At 70.4% G+C, this 22443-nt stretch carries 22 protein-coding genes; 3 read left to right on the top strand and 19 right to left on the bottom strand.

The annotated features are described in order from the left end of the window. Positions 1 to 85: 85 nt before the first annotated feature. The gene (locus QC180_RS24750; RefSeq protein ID WP_278265211.1) at positions 86 to 682 is read left to right on the top strand and encodes a TetR/AcrR family transcriptional regulator; all 597 of its coding nucleotides are present in this window, start codon (positions 86 to 88) and stop codon (positions 680 to 682) included. Between the two features lie 62 nt (positions 683 to 744). On the opposite strand, the gene der is transcribed toward QC180_RS24750, so the two are convergent. From der to QC180_RS24690, 12 genes are all read right to left on the bottom strand, one after another. Beyond that, entirely contained in the window at positions 745 to 2163 is a 1419-nt protein-coding gene (gene der / locus QC180_RS24745; protein WP_278265210.1) for a ribosome biogenesis GTPase Der, read from the bottom strand. Further along, the gene (gene cmk, locus QC180_RS24740; RefSeq protein ID WP_278265420.1) at positions 2160 to 2864 is read right to left on the bottom strand and encodes a (d)CMP kinase; all 705 of its coding nucleotides are present in this window, start codon (positions 2862 to 2864) and stop codon (positions 2160 to 2162) included. Before cmk ends, der begins: the two co-directional genes overlap by 4 nt. A gap of 38 nt (positions 2865 to 2902) precedes the next feature. Continuing rightward, the gene (locus tag QC180_RS24735; protein ID WP_278265209.1) at positions 2903 to 4171 is read right to left on the bottom strand and encodes a pseudouridine synthase; all 1269 of its coding nucleotides are present in this window, start codon (positions 4169 to 4171) and stop codon (positions 2903 to 2905) included. A gap of 8 nt (positions 4172 to 4179) precedes the next feature. Beyond that, entirely contained in the window at positions 4180 to 4836 is a 657-nt protein-coding gene (gene scpB / locus QC180_RS24730; protein ID WP_278265208.1) for an SMC-Scp complex subunit ScpB, read from the bottom strand. Beyond that, on the bottom strand, positions 4833 to 5705 hold the full coding sequence (locus QC180_RS24725; protein ID WP_278265207.1) for a segregation and condensation protein A: 873 nt from the start codon (positions 5703 to 5705) through the stop codon (positions 4833 to 4835). Before QC180_RS24725 ends, scpB begins: the two co-directional genes overlap by 4 nt. Next, positions 5702 to 6535 (bottom strand): ParA family protein, encoded by an 834-nt coding sequence (locus QC180_RS24720; RefSeq protein WP_278265419.1) that lies wholly within the window; start codon positions 6533 to 6535, stop codon positions 5702 to 5704. Before QC180_RS24720 ends, QC180_RS24725 begins: the two co-directional genes overlap by 4 nt. Before the next feature lie 243 nt (positions 6536 to 6778). Further along, positions 6779 to 7708, bottom strand: coding sequence for a site-specific tyrosine recombinase XerD (gene xerD / locus QC180_RS24715; protein ID WP_278265206.1), 930 nt, complete (start codon positions 7706 to 7708; stop codon positions 6779 to 6781). 72 nt (positions 7709 to 7780) lie between these two features. Continuing rightward, entirely contained in the window at positions 7781 to 8443 is a 663-nt protein-coding gene (locus tag QC180_RS24710; RefSeq protein WP_278265205.1) for an NUDIX domain-containing protein, read from the bottom strand. A 15-nt stretch (positions 8444 to 8458) separates the two neighbouring features. Continuing rightward, the gene (locus tag QC180_RS24705) at positions 8459 to 10180 is read right to left on the bottom strand and encodes a CTP synthase (RefSeq protein WP_278265204.1); all 1722 of its coding nucleotides are present in this window, start codon (positions 10178 to 10180) and stop codon (positions 8459 to 8461) included. A 173-nt stretch (positions 10181 to 10353) separates the two neighbouring features. Continuing rightward, positions 10354 to 11295: a copper transporter gene (locus QC180_RS24700; protein ID WP_278265418.1), complete on the bottom strand. Its 942-nt coding sequence runs from the start codon at positions 11293 to 11295 to the stop codon at positions 10354 to 10356. Further along, positions 11292 to 12491: a putative cytokinetic ring protein SteA gene (gene steA / locus QC180_RS24695; protein ID WP_278265203.1), complete on the bottom strand. Its 1200-nt coding sequence runs from the start codon at positions 12489 to 12491 to the stop codon at positions 11292 to 11294. The genes QC180_RS24700 and steA overlap by 4 nt, the downstream gene beginning before the upstream one ends. 49 nt (positions 12492 to 12540) lie before the next feature. Beyond that, the gene (locus QC180_RS24690; RefSeq protein WP_278265202.1) at positions 12541 to 13005 is read right to left on the bottom strand and encodes a MarR family winged helix-turn-helix transcriptional regulator; all 465 of its coding nucleotides are present in this window, start codon (positions 13003 to 13005) and stop codon (positions 12541 to 12543) included. Between the two features lie 114 nt (positions 13006 to 13119). On the opposite strand from QC180_RS24690, the gene QC180_RS24685 reads away from it, so the two are divergent. Together QC180_RS24685 and QC180_RS24680 are read left to right on the top strand one after the other, a co-directional pair. After that, the gene (locus tag QC180_RS24685) at positions 13120 to 13557 is read left to right on the top strand and encodes an SgcJ/EcaC family oxidoreductase (protein WP_278265201.1); all 438 of its coding nucleotides are present in this window, start codon (positions 13120 to 13122) and stop codon (positions 13555 to 13557) included. Positions 13558 to 13603: 46 nt separating this feature from the next. Further along, the gene (locus QC180_RS24680) at positions 13604 to 14023 is read left to right on the top strand and encodes an SRPBCC family protein (RefSeq protein WP_278265200.1); all 420 of its coding nucleotides are present in this window, start codon (positions 13604 to 13606) and stop codon (positions 14021 to 14023) included. 40 nt (positions 14024 to 14063) lie between these two features. Here the strand turns inward: QC180_RS24680 and recN are convergent, their stop codons facing one another. The 7 genes from recN to QC180_RS24645 form a co-directional block, all read right to left on the bottom strand. Then, positions 14064 to 15833, bottom strand: coding sequence for a DNA repair protein RecN (gene recN, locus QC180_RS24675; RefSeq protein ID WP_278265199.1), 1770 nt, complete (start codon positions 15831 to 15833; stop codon positions 14064 to 14066). Further along, positions 15811 to 16755 (bottom strand): NAD kinase, encoded by a 945-nt coding sequence (locus QC180_RS24670; protein ID WP_278265198.1) that lies wholly within the window; start codon positions 16753 to 16755, stop codon positions 15811 to 15813. Before QC180_RS24670 ends, recN begins: the two co-directional genes overlap by 23 nt. Then, a complete protein-coding gene (locus QC180_RS24665) occupies positions 16752 to 17573 on the bottom strand; it encodes a TlyA family RNA methyltransferase (RefSeq protein ID WP_278265197.1) in 822 nt (273 codons plus the stop codon). Before QC180_RS24665 ends, QC180_RS24670 begins: the two co-directional genes overlap by 4 nt. Position 17574: 1 nt before the next feature. Beyond that, the gene (locus tag QC180_RS24660) at positions 17575 to 17847 is read right to left on the bottom strand and encodes a hypothetical protein (RefSeq protein ID WP_278265196.1); all 273 of its coding nucleotides are present in this window, start codon (positions 17845 to 17847) and stop codon (positions 17575 to 17577) included. A 13-nt stretch (positions 17848 to 17860) separates the two neighbouring features. Continuing rightward, the gene (locus tag QC180_RS24655) at positions 17861 to 18754 is read right to left on the bottom strand and encodes an HAD-IIA family hydrolase (RefSeq protein ID WP_278265195.1); all 894 of its coding nucleotides are present in this window, start codon (positions 18752 to 18754) and stop codon (positions 17861 to 17863) included. Positions 18755 to 19177: 423 nt separating this feature from the next. After that, positions 19178 to 20134, bottom strand: a complete 957-nt coding sequence (locus tag QC180_RS24650) for a hypothetical protein (protein WP_278265194.1) — start codon at positions 20132 to 20134, stop codon at positions 19178 to 19180. Positions 20135 to 20811: 677 nt separating this feature from the next. Further along, on the bottom strand, positions 20812 to 22125 hold the full coding sequence (locus QC180_RS24645; protein ID WP_278265193.1) for a hypothetical protein: 1314 nt from the start codon (positions 22123 to 22125) through the stop codon (positions 20812 to 20814). Positions 22126 to 22443 lie beyond the last annotated feature (318 nt).

Here is a 22443-nt window from a genome sequence, read left to right as displayed (position 1 = left end):
ATCTCGTTGGTGATATGACCGTACCACATCAGTGGTATGGGCGTACCATGAAGACCTCGTCGAACGGGACAGTAGGGAGACAGCGGTGCCACGCTTGGCCGATCACGAAGAAAGGCGCGCCGCCATCACCGGCGCGGCCCGGCGGGTCATCGCGCGGGGCGGACTCGACGCGGCGACCTTCCAGTCGGTCGCCGCCGAGGCGGGGGTCTCGGTGCGGTCGGTGCAGTACTACTTCGGCACCAAGCGCGAGTTCCTGCTCGCCACCCACCGCGCCGTCGTCGCCGATTCCGGGTCCCGCCTGCACAAAGCGCTCGGCGAACTCGGTCCGAGCGCGGGCCCGCGCGACATCGTCCGGGCGGTACTGCTGGGCTTGCTCCCCCTCGACGAGCCCAGTCGCGAGAACGCGACGATCCTCGGCATCTTCCACGCGGCCGCCCTCACCGGCCCGCACCTCGAATCGGCGGACACCGCCGAGACCCCGACCTACATCGTCGACGCGGTCGCGGCCCAACTGCGCTCCCTGCGCGGCCCCGACGCTGACGCGGCGACCCTGCGCGCCGATGCCGAGGTGACCTTGCTCGCCGTCGCCGGACTGGCCCAGGGCATGCTCACCGACAAGGACATGGCCGCCCGCGCGACGGTACTGGTCGACCATCTGCTCGACCGTGTGATGGTCGACTGAACAACGGTCGAAAAACGCCGCGAGCCCGGGCTTTCGGGCCCGGGCTCGCGATAGGTCTCGACCTACTTCTTGCGTTCCTTCTTCTCGCGCACGCGCACCGAGATGCGCACCGGCGAGCCGTCGAAACCGAACTCCTCGCGCAGGCGGCGCTCCAGGAAGCGACGGTAGCCCGCCTCGAGGAAACCGGTGGTGAACAGCACGAACGTCGGCGGGCGGGTGCCCGCCTGGGTGGCGAACAGGACGCGGGGCTGGCGGCCGCCGCGCATCGGCGGCGGGGTGGCCGCGATGACTTCCTTGAGCCAGGTGTTCAGACGGCCGGTGGAGATGCGCTTGTCCCAGGACTCGAGCGCGGTCTCCATCTGCGGCACCAGCTTGGCCACCGCGCGACCGGTGTGGGCGGAGATGTTGACCCGCTGGGCCCACGGCACCCGCACCAGATCGCGGTCGATCTCGCGCTCGAGCATGTAGCGGCGGTCCTCGTCGACCAGGTCCCACTTGTTGAACGCCAGCACCAGCGCGCGACCGGACTCGGCGACCAGGCTGATCACCCGCAGGTCCTGCTCGGTGATCGGCACCGAGGCGTCGATCAGCATGATCGCGACCTCGGAGGCCTCCAGCGCCGACTTGGTCCGCAGCGAGGCGTAGAACTCGGTGCCCGAGGCATTGGACACCTTGCGGCGCAGACCGGCGGTGTCGACGAACTTCCAGACCTTGCCGCCGAGTTCGACCAGCGAGTCGACCGGGTCGACGGTGGTGCCCGCGACATCGTGAACCACCGAACGCTCGTCGCCCGCCAGCTTGTTCAGCAGACTGGACTTGCCGACATTCGGCTTGCCGACCAGCGCCACGCGTCGCGGCCCGGCCACGCCGGTGCCCTCGCGCGGGGTCTCCGGCAGGGCGCCGAGCACGTCGTCGAGCAGGTCGCCGGTGCCGCGGCCGTGCGAGGCCGAGACCATGCGCGGCTCACCCAGACCCAGCGACCACAGGCTCGCCGCCTCGAGTTCGACCTTCTGGTCGTCGACCTTGTTGGCCACCAGGATCACCGGAATCTTGGAGCGACGCAGCTTGCGCACCGCGGCCTCGTCGGTCGCGGTGGCGCCGACGGTCGCGTCGACCACGAGCAGGATCGCGTCGGCGGTCTCCATGGCGACCTCGGCCTGGCGGGCCACGTGCTGCTGCAGGCCCTTGGCGTCGGGTTCCCAGCCGCCGGTGTCCTGCACCAGGAATCGGCGCCCGGCCCAGCTGGCCTCATAGGAGATGCGGTCGCGGGTGACGCCGGGGATGTCCTCCACGACGGCCTCGCGGCGCCCGAGAATGCGGTTCACCAGGGTCGACTTGCCCACGTTCGGGCGACCGACCACGGCGACGGTGGGCATGGCGAGCTGTTCGCCGTCCTCGTGCTCGCCTTCGAGATCGGCGATCTCCCAGTCGGTTTCGTCGGACCAGACACCGTCTCCGGCCAGAACCTCTTCGTCGATCATCGCGACCTTCCTGTCGTGGCCGAAAGCTGCTGGGCCACCACGCGGTAGAGCTCGTCGATGGTCTCGTCCATCGTCAGATCGCTGGTGTCGACGAGCACCGCGTCGGCGGCGGGGCGCAGCGGCGAGACCGTGCGGGTGGAGTCGAGGGTGTCGCGGCGCTGCACGTCGGCCAGCACGGCCGTGTAGTCGTCGCCACGGCCCTCGCGGATGTTCTGGGCATTGCGCCGCTGGGCGCGCGCCTCCGCGGAGGCGGTGAGATAGATCTTGGCGTCGGCGCCGGTGAGCACCACGGTGCCGATATCGCGGCCCTCGACCACGATCCGCCCGGCGACCGCGGCGATCTCGCGCTGCAGGGCGACGAGCTGCTCGCGCACCTGCGCCACCGCCGACACCGCCGAGACGGCCTTGGTGACGGCGTCGCCACGGATCTCGGCGGAGACGTCCTCACCGTCGAGTTCGATGACCTCGTGACCGGGATCGGTGCCGATCGACAGCGGCAGCGCGGCCACCGTGTCGGCGATCGCGGCCGGGTCGGTCAGGTCGACCTCGGCGCGCAGCACGCACAGGGTGGCGACCCGGTACATGGCGCCGGTGTCGAGGTAGCGGGCGTTCAGGCGCGCGGCCAGCTTGCGCGAGACACTCGACTTGCCGGTGCCCGAAGGCCCGTCCATGGCGACCACGAGCGTGCCGTCACCGGTCATCCGGTCGCCGGTGAGTTCCACCGGCAGGTCCACTCCGTTCACAGCTGCACCGCCTCGTAGAGTTTGCCGATCTCGTCGCGGCCGAGCACCCGCAGCGTGCCGGGACGCTGATCGCCCAGCGCCACCGGGCCCAGGTGCGTGCGCACCAGGCGCACCACCGGGTGGCCGACCTCGTCGAGCAGCCTACGCACGATGTGTTTGCGGCCCTCGTGCAACACGAGCTTGACCAGCGAGCGGCCCTCGTGGGCCTCGAGCAGGACGAACTTGTCGACCTTGGCCGGACCGTCCTCGAGCTCGACGCCGTCGCGCAGACGCTTGTTGACCAGGCGGTAGTTCACCTCGCCGTTGACGGTGGCCAGGTAGGTCTTGGGCACCTCGAAGGACGGGTGCATGAGCCGGTGGGCCATCTCGCCGTCGTTGGTGAGCAGCAGCAGCCCCTCGGTGTCGGCGTCGAGACGGCCGACGTGGAACAGGCGCTGACCGGCCGCGATGCGCTCGGCGACGATGTCACCGACACAGGGGCGACCGAGGTCGTCGGACATGGTGGACTGCCAGCCCTTGGGCTTGTTCAGCACCAGGTGCACCAGTTCGTCACGCACGACGACACGGGTGCCGTCCACGCGCACGACCGCGTTCTGCGGGTCCACGCGCAGACCCTGCTCGCGCACGATCTTGCCGTCGACCTCGACGCGTCCGGCGGCGATCATGTCCTCGGCGGCGCGGCGCGAGGCCACTCCAGCCTTGGCGAGGACCTTCTGCAGGCGCTCGCCCTCGCCCCACGGCAGCTTCTTCGGGCCCTCGGTGGCCTCGGAATGCTGGTGGCGGGCGGGCTTGGCGTTGTTCAGGATGGTCGGCGCGACCACCTTGCGCTGCGGCTTGGCGGTCTTCTTGCGAGCGGTCGGCGCCTGCGAGGTGGCCGGACGAGCCGTGCCGCCCGCGCGGGGCGCGCTGCCGCGCTGACCGGCGCCGCGGGGGTAACCGCCACGGTCGGCGTCGTCGCGCTGGAAGCCGCCACGGCGGCCGCCGGACTCGCCGTCACGCTGGTAGCCACCGGCGGAACCACGGCGTCCACCGGATTCGCCACCGCGCTGGTATCCGCCGGAGGAACCGCGACGGTCGGTGTCGCTACTGCGCTGGAAGCCACCCGCGCCGGTGCCGCGGCGGCCGGAGGCCTCGCCACGGGAGCCACCCTGCCCGGTGCGCGCACTGCCGCCGCGGGTTCCCGCGGTCCGGTTCGCGCCACTTCGGGGCTGGTCGCTGCGTTTTCTTCGGTCCGGTGTGCCATCTCGGCGAGCGGAATTATTCATCTGTCCTGTCAATCGTCGGTGCCGAGGTCCATGTCGGACTCGGCGGGTTTCTTCAGCCTGGTGAACCGGGGGTCGGTCTCCAGGCTCTCGCTGATCTCGTCGATCAGGTCGACGCCGGGAAGCAGCGGCGCCAGCGGGGGCAGGTCGCCCAGGGAGGCGAGCCCGATCCGTTCGAGGAACAACTCGGTGGTGCGGTACAGCGTGCCGTTGGTCTCCGGGTCCTGACCCGCTTCCGCGATCAAGCCCCTGGCCAGCAGCGTGCGCATCACTCCGTCGACGTTCACCCCGCGGACCGCGCTGACCCTGGTGCGGGTCACCGGCTGGCGGTAGGCCACCACCGCCAAGGTTTCCAAGGCGGCCCGGGTCAGTTTCGTCCGGGCCCCGTCGAGCAGCACACGCTCGACATAGGGCGCGTACTGCTGTCGAGTATAGAAGCGCCACCCGTCACCGACGAAACGCAGGTCGATCCCGCTGCCGCGCGCGGACAGCTCCGCCGACATCGCGCGCAGCACCTGCTCGACCCGCTCGGTGCTGTCGTCCAGGGCCGCTGCCAGCTGTTCTGCCGGGGCGGGAGCGTCGACGACGAGCAGCATGGCCTCGAGTGCTGCGCGCAGTTCGCCGTCGTCGAGCGGCTCGGAGGTGAATTCCACCACTGTCTCCGTCATCCGTAGTCCTCCTCGAAAGTCAGCGCCGCCGCCTCGGCGTCCGGGTCCAGTTCACCCAGCCAACTCACGGCCAGTGGACCGAGCGGATCGGGCTGGTCGAAGGCGATGGTCTTGCCGCGATAGAGCTCGAGCAGCGCCAGGAATCGGGCGACGATCTCGACCGGGACGGTGCAGTCGGCCACGATCTCGGCGAAGGTGGTCCACCCACCGGGGCCGCGTTCCTTGAGCAATGCCAACACCAACTCGGCCTGTTCGGCGACCGAGATGGTGTGCATGTGCAGATGCCCGAGGCCGACCTCGGCGACCGGGCGGGGCCGGAAGGCGGCCGCCGCGATCTGCGCGAACGCGGCGATGTCGACGCCGAGGGTGACCTCGGGCAACAGCCCCTCGAACTGTTCCTCGAGCGCGACCGAGCGCGGGTACCGGCGCAGCGCGGCGGCCTCGAGTTCGGCGAGCAGCTCGGCGACCTGCTTGAACGCGCGGTACTGCAGCAACCGGGCGAACAGCAGGTCGCGCGCGTCCAGGAGTTCCAGATCGTCGGCGTCGGTCATCTCGCCCGAGGGCAGCAGCCGCGCGGCCTTCAGGTCCAGCAGGGTCGCCGCGACCACCAGGAACTCGGTGGTCTGGTCGAGAATCTTGTCCGCGCGCAGCTTGGTGTTCTCGGCCAGCTCGGCCGTGAGCGCCTTGGTGTAGGCGATGAATTCATCGGTGACCTGGTGCAGCGCCACTTCGGTGACATCGAGTTTGCGCGAGCTGATCAGCGTCAGCAGAAGATCGAACGGCCCCTCGAAGTTCGTCAGCCGCAAATGGAATCCGGCCGGGGCAGGGTCTTCGGGTACTGCGGGCTCCGCGGGTGAAGCGTCGGTCACCGGCCCGACCGGTGGATGACTTCACGTGCCATGGCCCGATACGATTCCGCGCCCGCGGATTTCGGCGACCAGGTGGTGATCGGCTCACCGGCGACGCTGGCGTCGGGGAAGCGCACGGTGCGCGAGATGGCGGTGTCGTAGACCAGGTCGCCGAACACCTCGACCACGCGCGACATCACCTGACGCGAATGCAGCAGCCGCGCGTCGAACATGGTGACCACGATGCCGTAGAGGCTCAGCCGCGGGTTGAGCCGGTCGCGCACCTTCTCGACGGTGTCGTTGAGCAGCGCGAGGCCGCGCAGCGAGAAGTACTCGCACTCCATCGGAATGATGACGCCGTCCGAGCAGGCCAGCGCGTTGACGGTGAGCAGACCCAGCGAGGGCTGGCAGTCGATGAGGATGTAGTCGTAGCGGTCGCGCACCGAGGCGAGCGCCCGGCCCAGCGACTGTTCGCGGCCGACCTCGTTGACCAGCTGGATCTCGGCGGCGGAGAGATCGATGTTGCTGGGTAAGAGGTCCATGCCCTCGACCTTGGTGGTCTGCAGCACGTCGTCGACCTTGGCCTTGCCGCCGATGAGCAGGTTGTGCACGGTGAGTTCGAGGTCGTGGTGGGCCACCCCGAGTCCGGCCGAGAGCGCGCCCTGCGGGTCCAGATCGACCAGCAGCACGCGGCGGCCGTATTCGGCCAGGGCCGCACCGAGATTGATCGTCGAGGTGGTCTTGCCGACCCCGCCCTTCTGGTTGCACATGGCCACCACGAGTGCGTCACCGTGACGCTGCACCCGAGGGGGCTCGGGCACCAGTCGCAGCGGACGCCCGGTCGGCCCCATCTCGGCGACCTCGTCCGATCCACCGTCCCACGGTGTTTCCGCTGTCGTCACGATCCGCTGCTCCTTAGACGTATTCCTGCCGGTAACCCCTGTCGAGGGTAGCGAGACCGATTCGGGCCCGGACTCGCTTTCGTACGGTCCAGCTCTGGGGGTAGACGCTACCGCTCGCACCGGTGAGGTACGGCATGGCAACGCCGGGCGTGTTCGCACGATACCCGCTGGACGGCCACCGGCGCCGAGGGTTCATCGCGCGCGCGGGTGCGCGGTGGCCCAGACCTCGCGCAGGGTGCTCACCGTCACCAGGGTGTAGATCTGCGTGGTGGTCACCGAGGCGTGGCCCAGCAGTTCCTGCACCACACGCACATCGGCGCCGCCGTCGAGCAGGTGGGTGGCGAAGGAGTGGCGCAGGGTGTGCGGGGAGACCGCGGCGCCGATGCCCGCGCGTTCGGCCGCGGTCTGCAGGACCTGCCAGGCGCTCTGCCGCGACAACCGTCCACCGCGCGCGTTGAGGAAAAGCGCTCCGGCCGAACCCTTTCCGCTCGCGGCCAGACTCGGTCGGCCACGGACGAGGTAGGCGTCCACGGCGGCCAGGGCCGGTCGGCCGATCGGGACCAGTCGCTGCTTGCCGCCCTTGCCGCGCAGTACGACGCAGCGCTGTTCGGCGTCGATGTCGTCGACGTCCAGTCCGACCATCTCCGAAATGCGCGCGCCGGTGGAATACAGCAGTTCCAGCAGGGCCCGGTCGCGCAGTCCGCGGGAGCCGCCGTCGGCCTCGCCCTCGCCGCCCGCCGCCTCCAGCAGGCGCAGAACCTGGTCGTAGGGCAGCGCTTTGGGGAGTCTGCGGCCCGGCGCGGGCGGTTTCACCGCGTGGGCCACATCGGTGTCGGTGATGCCCTCCGCGGCGGCGAAGCGATGCAGCCCACGCACCGCGATCAGCGCCCTGGCCACCGAACCCGCGGCCAGCGGGGGGTGTTCGTCATCGCCGGAGCGCAGGGCCATGGCGAATTCGGCGACGTCGCCCTGGGCCACCCCGGCCAGGCTCGCGACGCCACGGCCGTCGAGAAATCGCAGGTAGCGGGCAAGATCTCGGCGATAGGCGCCGAGGGTATTGCGGGCGACACCGCGCTCGACCGTCAGATGGTCGAGGTAGGCGTCGATTTCGCGCGCGAGCACCGCGGCCGCCCGGTCAAGCCCCGTCGGCCGCGGCGGCAGGGGTTCCTGTCGCGCCGCGTGCCGACGTCGTGCTCACGCGTCGCTGCCGGAATCCGTCGACCGCGCCTCGGCGGCCTTGCGGCGCAGGAACGCCGTCGGCTGACCCGGCCACGGCGCGTCGGCCGGACGCAACGCCACCCCGCTCGCCTGGGCCGCCGCGTAGGCGAGCACTCCGGCCACGGCGGTCGCGTTCACGATCTCCCCGGCCAGCGCGGCCCGCACGGCCTCGGCCACCGGCGTCCGCACGGTTTCGAGGTCGGCTTCCTCGTGTTCGGGGTCGGGACGCTCGGTCGGGGTGAGACCGGTCGCGACGAACACCCGCAGCGCCTCGTCGGTGAACCCCGGCGAGAGCGCCACGTCCACCAGCACCGACCACCGCGCGGCGGCCAGGCCCGTCTCCTCGGCCAGCTCACGCTTGGCCGCGGTGAGCGGGTCCTCGCCGTCGATGTCGAGCAGCCCGGCGGGCAGTTCGAGCAGCCGGGTGCCCAGCGGATGCCGGTACTGGCGGATCAGCACGATCTCACCGTCGTCGTCGAGCGCGAGCACCGCGACGGCACCGTGGTGCTCGATGACCTCACGTTCGGCGATCCGCCCACCGGGCATCGCGACCTGATCCTGGCGCAGAGCCAGGATCGCGCCGCTGTAGAGCACCCGGCTCGACACCGTCTCGAACTCGTGACTACCCGGCGCGCTCATGACCTCACAGCCCTCTCAGAGTTCCGCGGCCTGCTCCGCGAGTTCTTCCTCGGGGAAGTCTACGGGAAGGCGTTCGGCCAGTTTGTATTTCAGTGCCGCGTTGATCAGCGCCGCGAACAGCGGGTGCGGGCGGGTCGGGCGGCTCTTGAGCTCCGGATGCGCCTGGGTGGCGACGAAGAACGGGTGCACCGAGGCCGGGTACTCCACGAACTCCACCAGGTGCCCGTCGGGCGAGGTGCCCGAGAACACCAGGCCACTCTCGGCGATGGCGTCGCGGTAGGCGTTGTTCACCTCGAACCGGTGCCGGTGCCGCTCGGAGACCTGCTCGGAGCCGTAGGCCTGCGCGACCACCGAGCCCTTGCGCAGCGTGGCCGGGTAGGCGCCCAGACGCATGGTGCCGCCCAGATCGGCCTCACCGGCGACGACGTCTTCCTGGTCGGCCATGGTCGAGATGACCGGGTTCTTCGTCTCGGGCTCGAACTCCGCCGAGTTGGCGTCCTCTATGCCCACCGAGCGCGCCGCCTCGATGACCACACACTGCAGACCCAGGCACAGCCCCAGCAGCGGGATACCCCGATGACGGGCATAGCGAATCGCGCCGAGCTTGCCCTCGATGCCGCGGATGCCGAACCCACCGGGGATCAGCACGGCGTCGACATCGCGCAGCGCGGCCTGCGCACCGGCTTCGGTCTCGCACTCGTCGGAGGGCACCCAGCGGATCTGCACCTTGGCGCGATGCGCGAAACCACCGGCGCGCAGCGCCTCGGTCACCGACAGGTAGGCATCCGGCAGGTCGACGTACTTGCCGACCAGCGCCACCTCGACGGTCTCGCGCGGGGAGTGCACGCGGTCGAGCAAGTCGCCCCACACGGTCCAGTCCACATCGCGGAACGGCAGACCCAGCTTGCGCACCACGTAGGCGTCGAGGCCCTCGCTGTGCAGCACCTTCGGGATGTCGTAGATCGACGGCGCGTCCGGGGTGGAGATGCAGGCCTCCACGTCGACGTCGCACATCAGCGCGATCTTGTTCTTGAGCCCCTGCGGCACCTCGCGGTCGCAGCGCAGGATCAGCGCGTCGGGCTGGATACCGATATTGCGCAGCGCGGCGACGGAGTGCTGGGTGGGCTTGGTCTTGAGCTCGCCCGAGGGCGCCAGGTACGGCACCAGCGACACGTGCAGGAAGAAGACATTGTCGCGGCCCACGTCGTGACGGATCTGCCGGGCCGCCTCGAGGAACGGCTGCGACTCGATGTCGCCGACGGTGCCACCGATCTCGGTGATCACCACATCCGGCACATGCCCCTGCAGATCCGGACCCTGCATCGCCATGATGCGGTTCTTGATCTCGTCGGTGATGTGCGGGATGACCTGGACCGTGTCGCCGAGGTACTCGCCGCGCCGCTCCTTGGCGATCACCGTCGAGTAGATCTGGCCGGTCGTGACGTTCGCGTCCTTGGACAGATCACGGTCGAGGAAGCGCTCGTAGTGGCCGACGTCGAGGTCGGTCTCCGCCCCGTCCTCGGTGACGAAGACCTCGCCGTGCTGGAACGGGTTCATGGTGCCCGGATCGACGTTCAGATACGGGTCCAGCTTCTGCATCGTCACCCGCATACCGCGCGCGGTCAGCAACTGACCGAGGCTGGAGGCGGTGAGACCCTTACCCAAAGAGGAGGCGACGCCACCGCTCACGAAGATGTGCTTGGTGGCATTTCGAGCCTGATTCCGTGTTTGACCCACGGAACTCCAGCCTAGCAGCGGTCCGCCTCTCCGCGTATTCTGCCGGTCGTTTGCGACGGGGTGTCGCGCGTACCGGGCCACCGGTGCGGGTGGTCAGGGCTTCTGGGCGTGCCCGGTGAGTTACCCCTGTGCGTGCGAGATCAGTCGATGCGTTTTCCGGCGCCGCTGTGGGGTCAGCGGGGCATGGCGACGAGGGTGAAGGAGGTCGCGGTGCTGCTGGTGCCGTAGCGGCCCGCGCCGCCGGAGAGCTGTTCGGTGAAGGCGAGAGCGGTTGTCACGCGGCCGATTTCGCGGTCGGCGTTGTCGACGGTGGTGACCGAGGCGGCCAGCGGGGCCTGGGCGCGGACGACGGCGATGGCACCGTCGCCCTCGGCGGCGCCCGCCCGTCCGGCGAGCACCGTACCCGCGGCGCGCGCGCGGACCGCGCCGGTGAAACGGGCGATAGTCGCACCCTGTCCGGTGTCGGAAACAACACCATCGCCGGTGACGACGACCGCCAGTTGCGCGGGTCGCACCGGAGTGTCGCCGTAGGCGAGGAAGCCGCCGCCGCGCAGGGTCTCCAGGGCCAGCGCGAGTTCCTGGGGTGTGCTGCGCGGCTGATTCGTGGCCGGGTCGAGCAACAGCGTCAGGCCGAGCAGGTCGCCCGCCATGCTGCCCTGGTCGACGGCGCCGGTGTGCAGTTGGGCGCCCGCCGGGACGATATTGGTCAGCGCCGAGCGCATCCGGTCGCCCTCCCCCGCGTCGGTGAAGGTCTCGGTGAGCGCGATCCGGCCGGTCACCGCGGCACCCGCCGTCTCCAGCGCCCGGCTGACCCCGTCGATGTCGGTGGGATCGGCGTCCGGGGTGCTGAACACCACGACGCTGCGATCGGCCAGGGTGCCGCCGAGAATGCGCCCCGCCGCCCCGGCGACGAACTGATCGGCGGTGTCCAGCCGGGCCGTGAGCTGCTCGTTGCGCACGGTCAACGTGTCGACCTGCTCGCGCAGATCACCGCGTTCGGACCGCAACCCCGACACCAGATCCGCGGCCAGGGTCTGGGAACCGAGCACCACCCCGATCGCCAGCGCGAGGAAGATCGCCGCGATCGAGATGGCGTGCTGACGCAAGGAGATCACCGCAGACCACGCACCCACAGCACGAACCGATCCCAGTACGCGATCGCCCAATCCAGCACCTGGGTGCCGTTGTGCGAGGCCAGGAGCACCACCACGATCGCCACCAGCGCGGCCAGCACCACCAGCGCCAGCGCGGCCCCCGAGGAGCGCTGCCGGTACAGCGTCGCGACGGCGTTGGCGTCGACCAGTTTCGCACCGACCTTCAGCCGGGTCAGGAAGGTCGCCGGAGTGCTGTCACGGCGGCCACGATCGAAGAAGTCCTCCAGCGAGGCGGGTGCCCCGGCCAGCACGATCAGCGAGGCGCCGTGGTGATCGGCCAGCATCAGCGCCAGATCGGACGGTGACCCCGAGGACGGGAAGGTGGTGGCGCCGATACCGAGATCCTGGATGCGCTCCAGTCCTCGGGCGTGCCCGTCGGTGTCGGCGGGCAGGATCATCTCGGCACCGCAGCGCAGCGTCTCGGTGCTGATCTCGTCCGGCTCGCCGACGATCAGGTCCGGCGTGTACTTCAGCGTGCGCAGGGTGTCGGCGCCGCGGCCGACACCGATCAGGATCGGCGCGTACTCCTTGATGAACGGCTTGAGCCGCTGGAGTTCCTCGCGATGTCCCGGCCCGTCGGCGATCACCACGACATGCCTGCCGCGGAGCTCCAGTTCGATGTCGGGCACGCCGATGCCGTCGATGAGCAGCGCGCTCTCGGTGCGGACGAATTCGGTGGTATTGCCCGCGAAGGCGTCGAGATGATCGGCCAGGCCGTTGCGCGCCTCGATCATCCGGTCGGCGATGGCCGACTCGTCGAACTCGATGCCCTCGACCAGGACCTCGGGTTCCTTCTTGGTCAGCTTGTCGGCGTAGACGATGCCCGCGTCGATCCGGACCTTGGTGCCGTCCTTGATCTTGCCGAAGGCATCGGAGGACACGGTGTCCATCAGCACGATCCCATTGGCCACCAGCACTTCCGGGCCCAGATTGGGGTATCGCCCCGAGATCGACGGCGAGGTGTTGATCACCGCGACCACCCCCGCTTCGACCAGCCGGTCGGCGGTGTGGCGGTCCAGATCGGTCTCGTCGAGGACGACCACGTCCCCCGGACCGACCCGCCGCAACAGTCGCCGGGTATCCCGATCCACCCTGGCGATCCCGGTGACACCGGGCAGCGTTTCCGTGTTCCTCGACAACAGCCCCGGCATCCTCATGGCCCGATGATGGGCGCAAACCCTCAACCTGTGGTGGAGGCGCGCCGAGTCAGTCCTCGGCGCGCAACGCCGCCGCTACCTCCAGCGAGGTCGCGTGCAGCCGCCCGAACAGGTCGAGAACCAGCTCCAACTGCGCGTCGGAGTAGTCGTCGAGCGCGGCGGCGAAACGGTGCGCGAGCAGGTCGTAGTGCGGGGCGATCTCGTCGATCCGGGCCGGAATCGCGCTGACGATCACCCGCCGCCGGTCCGCCACATCATGGTCGCGGCGCACATATCCCGCCGCCAGCAATCGATCCACCATCTTCGTCACCGCGCCGGTGGACAGCGCCGTCTGGGCCGCGAGCTCCCCCGCGGTGGCCGGGCCGCCCAGCCGCAGCATGTTCAGGCACCGCAGATCGGTGACGTGCAGGCCGAGCTTGTCGGCGACGGCCTGGTGCAGCATCACCCCGTCGGTCGCGCTGCGCTGCGCGGCCACCGTCAGCGCGGCCGCGAGTTCACCCCTCTTGTCGGACATCCCTTGACACCTTCCGCGGCTTCCGGAATTATCTTTCTCAGTAAGATTATTACCCAGACAGATACTCACCGAATCGAATTCTGACCGTTCGATCCTAGATTTCGGGAGCCACCCATGACCGAACCCCATGCCGACGAGCGGGCCGTGCGCGCGCTGTTCGCCGCCAACACCGCCGCCTGGGACGCCGGTGACGCCCATGCCTTCGCCGCGACCTTCACCGAGGACGCCGAATACGTCACCTGGTTCGGCCGCCACTACACCGGCCGCGCCGCCATCGAGTCCTCGCACGCCGCCCTGTTCGCCTCGTTCCTGAAGAACAGCCGCCTCGACGGCGAGATCACCCGGCTCCGATTCCTGACTCCCGATGTCGCCGTGGTCGACGGCCGCGGCGCGCTGCTCAAAGGCAAGGGCAAACGCAACCGGCGCAATACCAAGGACTACGTCTACGTCGCGGTGCGTCGCGACGGCACCTGGCGCTTCGCCAGTTTCCACAACACCAAGTTCCACTGGTTCTTCGATGCCATGGCAGCCAGATCGGAACGCGCCGCGTGAGTACCCGTATGCTGCGGGTCACAGACATCTCGGACAGGAGACCTCCATGCCCCGCAGCACCGTCGAGACGGTTTTCGACGCCCCTCGCGATATCGTGTACCGCCTTTTCACCGAGCGTGAGAGCGTCAGCCCGTACCTGCCGGTCAATGTGAAGCTGGTCAAGCCGGGCGACCCGGCCACCGGCGTCGGCGCCCAGTACACCCTCGGCCTGGGCAAGGTCGCCGTCACCGAGGAGACCACCGCGCTGGTCCCCGGTGAGCGGATGGAATACAAGATCGTCAAGGGCGCCCCGGTGAAGCGCCACGTCGGCACCGTCACCTTCGCCGACACCAGCACCGGCGGCACCCGCGTGGTCTACACCATGGATTCCGAGCCATCGCTGCCCGTGCCCGCGCCGGTGCTCGAGTTCGGTCTGCGTCAGCTCACCAACCAGCTGCTCGGTGGCGTCCGCAAAGCCCTGAAGTGAGCCTCGGGGCCGCCCGCACCCGTGCGCGGGCGGCCTCGGCTCAGGCCGGAGTCCGCTCCGCCCTGGCGGTTTCCAGCAGTTCCTCCGCGTGCGCGCGGCCGGTCTCGGTGTCGTCGAGACCCGCGAGCATGCGGGCGAGTTCCACCACGCGTTCCTCGTCGGTGAGCGTGCGAACGCCGCTGTCCACCTTGCCTTTTCCGTCGTCGGACTTGTTCACGACGAGATGGGTGTCGGCGAAGGCCGCCACCTGCGGCAGATGGGTCACCACGATCACCTGATGGGTGCGGGCCAGGCGAGCCAGCCGCTTGCCGATCTCCACCGCGGCCCGGCCACCGACACCGGCGTCGACCTCGTCGAACACCATCGTCGCGCCGTGATCGGACCCGGCCAGCACCACTTCCAGCGCCAGCATCACCCGCGAGAGTTCACCGCCGGAGGCGCTCTTGCTCAGCGGCAGCGACTGCGCGCCCGAATGCGCCGAGAGCCGGAACTCCACCTCGTCGACCCCGGCGGCCCCCGCGTGCACCGCGACTCCGTCGATCTCGAGCGGCGCGGAATCCTGCGCTCCGGCGGGCATCGGCCGCACCTGCACCTCCAGGCGTGCCTTGCCCATGGCCAGCCCACCCAGTTCGGTACTCACCGCCGTGGCCAGCTTGCCCGCCGCCTTCGTCCGCGCGGCACTGAGCTTGCGAGCGGCCTCGCGCACCTTGCCCGCGGCGGTCTCCACCTCGGCGGCCAGCTTGGCCAGCGCGTCCTCGGACACGTCGAGCGAGTCCAGGCGGGCGCGGGATTCGTCGGCCCAGGCGATCACCCCGTCGATATCGGGAGCGTATTTGCGGGTCAGCGATTTCAGTTCGGCCTGGCGGGTGAGCATCGAGTCCAGCGCGCCGGGATCCGACGGCAGTTCCGACAGATAACCGCTGATCTCGGTGGTCACGTCGACGACCACGGCGATCGCCTCGCCAAGGCGCGGCGCGAGCGCGGTCAGCGCGGGATCGTCGGCCGAGTCCAGGCGGGCCCTGGCACCGCCGAGCAGGTCGAGGACGCCCCCGCCGTCGACGGGTTCCTCCCCCGGACCGGACAGCGCCTCGTGCGCGGCGACCGCCGCCTCCCGCAGCGAGTCCAGGTCGCTGAGCCTGCGGATCTCGGCGACGAGCCGTTCGTCCTCACCGGGTTCCGGGGCGATGCCGTCGATCTCGGCCAGCGAATGCTTGAGCCGATCCGCCTCGAGCGCCAACTCCCGGCTGCGGGCGGTGCGCTCCAGGAGTTCGGCACGCGCGTCCAGCCAGGTCCGGCGGTGCACCTGATACTTGCGCAGCAGCCCGGCCACGCCGTCACCGGCGAACTGGTCCAGCGCGGCCAGCTGCTGTTCGGGACGCTGCAGGCGCAACTGGTCGTTCTGTCCGTGCACGGTCAGCAGCCGTGAGGTGAACTCCCCGAGCACCGCCGCGGGCACCCCGCGACCACCCAGGTGCGCGCGCGAGCGCCCGTCACTGTTGACGGTGCGCACCGCGATCACGCTGCCGTCCTCGTCGGCCTCGGCGGCCGCCGACTCCAGCACCTCGTGCACCGCGGCCCGCGCCGCGTCGTTGACGTCATCGACCACGAACCGGCCCTCGACCACGGCCTTGGCCGCGCCCAGCCGCACCCGTCCCGCGTCGGCCCGCGCACCGCTGAGCAGGTGCAGGCTGGTGACCACCATGGTCTTGCCCGCGCCGGTCTCGCCGGTGAGCACGGTCAGTCCCGCGTGGAACTGCGCGGTGGCCGTCGAGATGACGCCGAGTCCGTCAATTCTGATCTCGGTCAGCATCGGTGTCCTTTCTGCCCCGCCAGCCCGTCACCGGTAACTGGAACTTGCGCACCATCCGGTCGGCGAAGGGCGCCGAATCCAGCCGCACCCAGCGCACCGGCCGGGCGCCACGCACCACTTCGACGCGTCCCCCACGCGGCAGGCCCAGCGTGCGCCTGCCGTCGAGGAACACGATCGCGTCGTGTCCGGTCGCCACGGCCTCCACCGCGATATGCGATTCCGGGCTGATCACCAGCGGCCGGGCGAACAGGGCGTGGGCGTTGCTGGGAATCACCAGCATCGCCTCGAGCTCCGGCCACACCACCGGCCCGCCCGCCGAGAACGCGTAGGCGGTGGACCCGGTGGGCGTCGAGACGAGGACGCCGTCGCAGCCGAACGACGACACCGGCCTGCCGTCGACCTCGAGCGCCACCTCGAGCACCCCCATGCGCTGGGCGTTCTCGATGCTGGCCTCGTTGAGCGCCCAGCCGCGTTCGGCCACCACGTCGTCGACGCGGACGGTGACGTCGATGGTCATCCGATCCTCGACGCGATAGTCCCGGTCGACGACCTGCGCGAGCGCCTCGTCGAGATGCTCGGCCTCGGCCTCGGTGAGAAACCCGATGCGCCCCAGATTGATCCCGAGCACCGGCACCCCGCTGGGCCTGCCGAGTTCGGCGGCCCGCAGGAACGTGCCGTCACCACCGAGGGCCAGCACCATCTCGCAGCCGAGGGCGGCCGACGGGCTGTGCGGCACCACCCGCACCGGATAACCGGCGGGTTCGTCCTCGAAGCGAGTGCTGTCGGCCTCGTCGGCCAGCACCCGCAGGCAGATCCCGGCCGCGGCGAAGATCTTGGCCACCCGGTGCGCGGTCTCGATGATCTCCGCGCGCCCCGGATGGGCGACGAGCAGGATCTCCCGGTCCCCGGCGTGCGTGCTCACTGCGGACCCTCCTCGACGGCCTTCGCGACCAGCGCGGCCACCCGCTCGGCGTCGTAGTCGAACGGGCCGACCTTGCGCAGCCACAGGAAGTACTCCACATTGCCCGACGGTCCCGGCAGCGGACTCGCCACCACGCCCTCGGTCCGCAGACCCAGCGCGGCCGCGGCCGCGGCGACATCGGTCACGACCTCGGCGCGCAACGCCGGATCACGCACCACACCGCCCGCGCCGACGCGCTCCTTACCGACCTCGAACTGCGGTTTCACCATCGGCAGCAGATCGGCGCCGTCGGCCGCGCAGGCCGCGAGCGCGGGCAGCACCAGGCCCAACGAGATGAACGAGAGGTCGCCCACCACCACTTCGACTGTGCCACCGATGATCTCGGGGGTGATGTTGCGGACATTGGTGCGGTCGAACACCCGCACCCGATCGTCGTTCTGCAACCGCCAGATCAACTGTCCGTAGCCCACATCGACCGCGGCCACCTCCCGCGCCCCGCGCTCGAGCAGCACATCGGTGAACCCGCCGGTCGACGCGCCCGCGTCCAGGCACCGCTTCCCGGCAGCACTCACGCCCTGCGGCTCGAACGCCTCGAGCGCGCCGAGCAGCTTGTGCGCGCCGCGCGAGGCCCAGGACACCTCGTCGGGTTCCTCCCGCACGATCAGCGGGGTGTTGGCCTCCACGGCCGTCGCCGGTTTCACCGCGACGGTTCCGGCGATCAGGACGCGGCCCGCGCCGATCAACTCGACCGCGTGTTCCCGCGATCGCGCCAATCCGCGGCGAACCAGTTCGGCGTCCACGCGCGCTCGCCTGGCCACCTCAGATCTTGTCCACTGTCGCCAGGGCGTCCACCAGCACCTCGTGCGCCTGTTCGAGGATGCGCGCGCGGCGGGTGATGTCGGCCCCGGTCTCGGTGTTCTCCGCGGGGCCCGCGGTGGGCCGGGGTCCGAGCTCGGCGAGCAGCGCGTCGACCTCGGACCTGATCCGGTTCGGGTCGGCCGGTTCCTGGCCCGCCAGGTGACTGCCCGGCAGGGGGATACCGGGACGGGGTGGCTGCGACGCGCCGGTCGGCGGTGAACTCGGAGTACTCATCGTGGGCTCAACGCTATCGGATTTCCGGATCGGCCGCGCGCACCCGTACGGCCCGGCCGGGGTGCTGTCGCAACAGCTCCGCGACCGCCGACGGCGCCACGGACTCCGCGAGCGGCTCGGTATTGAGTGCGTCGAGGGATTCGGCGATATAGCTGGGGATCCGCTCCGGTGGCGCGGTACACACGTCGTCGAGGGTGCTGACACCGGTGAGCACGAGCAGCGAGTCGAGACCGAGGCCGTGGGCGCCCTCGATATCGGTGTCGAGCCGGTCGCCCACCACCAGCGGCTTCCGCGCGCCCGAACGGTCCAGCGCGTCGCGCATGAGCGGCGCGTACGGCTTGCCCGCGACCAGCGGTTCCCGGTCGGTGGCGGCCTTGAGCGCGGCGACCATCGCGCCGTTGCCCGGGGCGAGTCCACGCTCGTTGGGCAGGGTGCGGTCGGCGTTGGTGGCGATCCAGAGCGCGCCGTCGCGGAGCGCGTAGGCGGCTTCGGCCAGGTCGGGCCACGCCGTCGTGGGCGAGTGCCCCTGGACGACGGCGGCGGGCGGCGTCTCACCGAAACCGCGCACGGGGACCAGCCCCACCGCCTTGACCTCCGCGGCCAGGTCCTCGGTGCCGACCACCAGCACCTGGGCACCCGGCTCCAGCCGCTCGGCGAGCATCCCCGCCGCGGCCTGGGCGCTGGTCACCACATCGTCGGTCGAGGCCGGATAGCCCAGCTCCACCAGGTGATCGGCGACCTGGCCCGGCCCTCGGGAGGCGTTGTTGGTGACATAGATCAGCCGCTGGGCCGAATTCCCGTCGGGCACGAGCGCTTCGGGCGCGCCGACGATCACGTCGGGCCCGCGGTACAGCGTGCCGTCCAGATCGAGCAGCAGAGCGTCATACAGATCGCGTAGCCGGTTCACACACCCTCACTCCGTCGTCGCTGCCGGGCCGAGTACGTCTGCGACCCTAGGCGAGGCCACCGACAGGTTCCGGCTCGCGCCGCCGTCGAATCGCCCTCGCCCTCTTCATGATCGAGCATGCCGGGTCGATCGGTGCCGGGTGTGCGAGGTTCGGTCGCCCGGGGTGACCCACTTCACCCCTGCCTCCGCCCCGGCGTGACAGTTGAGGTCCATGCCGGGCGGTCCGGGAACCGTCGCGCGGGGTCGATCGGCGCGGAGTGAGTTCCGACCGCCCGGGGTGCCGCGCTTCATCCCCGCTCCCATCGCCGACGACGAGGTGGAGGAGAGACGAGGTCCGGTCGTGGGCTGTTCTGGGCTCGGACACAGCAACGGCCGCGGTTCGGGCCCGGGTGATCCGGGGCCGAACCGCGGCCGGTTGGCTGACTAGGCGCCGCCGGTGAGTTCCGCCGCGCGCTCCTCGGCGTCGGTTTCGCCGTCCTCGTCGGCCGCGGCGGCATTGAGGAACCACTGCAGGCCGTCCTCGGTGCGCCCCGCCGCCACCAGGGCGTCGGCGTAGGCGTAGAACAGGCGAGCGGCTGCGGAACCGGTGCGGGAGGGGTCCAGGTCCGGGGTCTGCAGGGTCACCACGGCCTGGTCGAACTGTCCCAGGTCCATGCGCGCGCCCGCGACCACGATGCGCAGCTCGGTGGCCTCGTCACCGCTGAGCCGCTGGGCTTCCTCGCTGCGTCCGAGCTCGATCGCCCGTTCCGGACGGCCCAGACCGCGTTCGCAGTCGGCCATCACGGCCAGCAGCCCCGAACCACCCGACATGCGTCGCGCGGTCCGCAGCTCCGAGAGCGCTTCGGCCCATTCCTCGGCGTGATAGGCCACCACACCGGCGGTCTCCCGCACCACCGCGATGCGACCGGCCCGCTGCCGCGCCGCCCGCGCGTGCGCCAGCGCCAGACGCGGGTCGTCCTCGAGCAGCTCGACGGCCATTACCATGTGCCGGGCGACGGTCTCGGCGTTGTTCTTGTCCAGGCTCAGCAGATCGCGGCGCACGGCCGGATCCAGATCGGAGGCCTGCACGTCCTCGGGCAGATCGGGCTCGTCCGGCCGCGCGTTGCGCCGATCGGTGGGCCTACCACCCGCCGTCCGCGCCCCCTCGCCACCACGTCGCCGATCCTCACGCTCGTACTCACCGGAACGCGAACCGCGATCCCGCTCGTAGCCACCGCGCCGGTCATCCGACCGGCCGCGATCATCGTCGTTCGCGTAGCCACGATCGCGCTCGGCACGATTATCGGCCGAGTTCTCATCACGGCCGCCGACGGCCGCATCCCGCTCGTCGGCCGAGCGATCGGTGCGATTGCTCGCACGATCGTCCGCGAGGTCGTCCACTGAACGATCGGCGTGGTCGTCCGCCGAACGGTCAGTACGGTCGTCCGACGATCGGTCCGCACGGTCGTCCGCCGAACGGTCAGCGGGATCGCCGAGCGCACGGTCTGCGCGAGCATCGTCCGAGCTGCGGTCACGGTCGTCGTCCGCGCGGTCACCTGCTGAACGGCCGGTGCGGTCACCGGGCTCGCGGTCAGCGCGAGCATCGTCCGAGCTGCGGTCGCGGTCGTCGTCGGCGGGGTCACTTGCCGAACGGCCGGTACGGTCACCGGGCGCACGGTCAGCGCGAACATCGTCCGAGCTGCGGTCACGGTCGTCGTCTGCGCGGTCACTTGCCGAACGGCCGACGCGGTCACCGGGCTCGCGATCAGCGCGAGTATCGGCCGAGTTGTCGGCGGCGGCAGTCGCCTCTGCGCGACGGCTGTCCGCCGAGGATTCGGCGCTGCGGTCGTCGACCGCTTCGGCCGACTCGCCGGAGCTCTGTCGGGTGTCGGCAGCGTCGGCGGCGCCCGCGTTCCGGGACGCGGAGTCGGCATCGGACTGCACAGTGGACGCGGGCTGGTCGGCGGAGGGGGCATCCGACACGGCGTCGCCGGTGGGCTGATCCTCGTCGGCGCCGCTCGAGATCACGCCGAGCACGTCACCTTCGCGTTCGCGCCGCTTCTCCCGGTAGGTGCCGTTCAGCGGAGCGCCGTCCTCGCCGACGTACTCGGTACGCCCGGCGTCACCACCACGCTTGAACCCACCACGAGCGTTCTCGTCCCGCCGCTGGTACCCACCGGACTTCTCGCCGCGCTTGAACCCGCCGCGATCGGACCCTCCGCGCGAACGATCATCGTCGCCCCGCTTCTGGTATCCCCCGCGAGAATCATCGTCGCGCCGCTGGTAGCCGCCCCGGTCCCCTTCGTTGCGACGCTGATATCCCCCGCGATCGCCTTCGTCACGCCGCTGGTAGCCACCGCGGTCACCCTCGTTGCGACGGAACCCGCCACGATCCGAACCACCACGCGCATCATCGCCACCACGGCGGAATCCACCGCGGTCCGATCCGCCACGGGAGTCGTCCCCGCCGCGACGGAACCCACCGCGATCGGAGCTGCCACGCGAGCGGTCGTCGTCACGACGGAAACCACCGCGGTCACCGGAGCCGCTACGGCCCTGGTAACCACCACGGTCACCGCTGTCACGCCGGAAGCCGCCGCGCTCGTCATCACGCTTCTGGTAACCACCGCGCTCGTCATCACGCTTCTGGTATCCACCACGGTCGCCCTCATCGCGACGCTGGTAGCCACCGCGCGAACGATCGTCATCGCGACGGAAGCCGCCACGGTCCGAACCACCGCGCGAGTCATCGCCGCCCCGGCGGAAACCACCCCGGTCGGAGCTGCCACGCGAACGGTCGTCGTCACGACGGAAACCACCGCGGTCACCGGAGCCGCTACGGCCCTGGTAACCACCACGGTCACCGCTGTCACGCCGGAAGCCGCCGCGCTCGTCATCACGCTTCTGGTATCCACCACGGTCGCCTTCGTCACGCCGCTGGTAGCCACCACGGTCGCCCTCGCTGCGACGGAACCCACCACGATCCGAACCACCACGCGCATCATCGCCACCACGGCGGAATCCACCGCGGTCAGATCCGCCACGGGAATCGTCCCCGCCGCGACGGAACCCACCGCGATCGGAGCCACCACGGTCGGAGCTACCGCGCGAGCGGTCGTCGTCACGACGGAAGCCGCCACGGTCACCGGAGCCGCTACGGCCCTGGTATCCACCGCGCGAATCATCGCCACCACGGCGGGCGCCGCCGCGCTCATCGTCACGCTTCTGGTAACCGCCGCGCTCGTCATCGCGCTTCTGATAGCCCCCACGGGGACGGTCGTCGTCGTTGCGACGGAAGCCGCCGCGGTCGTTCGAGCCGCTGCGGCCCTGGTATCCGCCGCGGTCGCCACCGCGATCACGGTCGTCGCGGTTGACGCCGCGGTTGTCGTCATTGCGACGGAATCCGCCGCCTTCGCCACGCCCGGCGCCGCGGTTGTCACCATGGCTGCCTCGAGGGCGATCGGTCGGTTCGCCGCGTCGGCCGAAACCGCGGGCGTCTCCGTCCCGGCGGAAAGGCTTCCGTCCGTCGTTGTGTTCCGACACGGCGATCCCTTTCTAGGTTCCCCGCCTCCGGGGAGATGTTGTGGTGGCCCCGCCGTAAGAATTCAACCACGGGCGGAGGACGGGGCATCGTCCGCCCGGCATCTCGGACCCTTTCCAGGCCCGGAAACGCCGATAGGGGACCCAGATCTGGGTCCCCTATCGCGAAA

The organism is Nocardia anocheti (assembly GCF_029675105.1).
Taxonomy (GTDB): domain Bacteria; phylum Actinomycetota; class Actinomycetes; order Mycobacteriales; family Mycobacteriaceae; genus Nocardia.
This window is presented reverse-complemented; position numbering and strand designations above follow the sequence as displayed.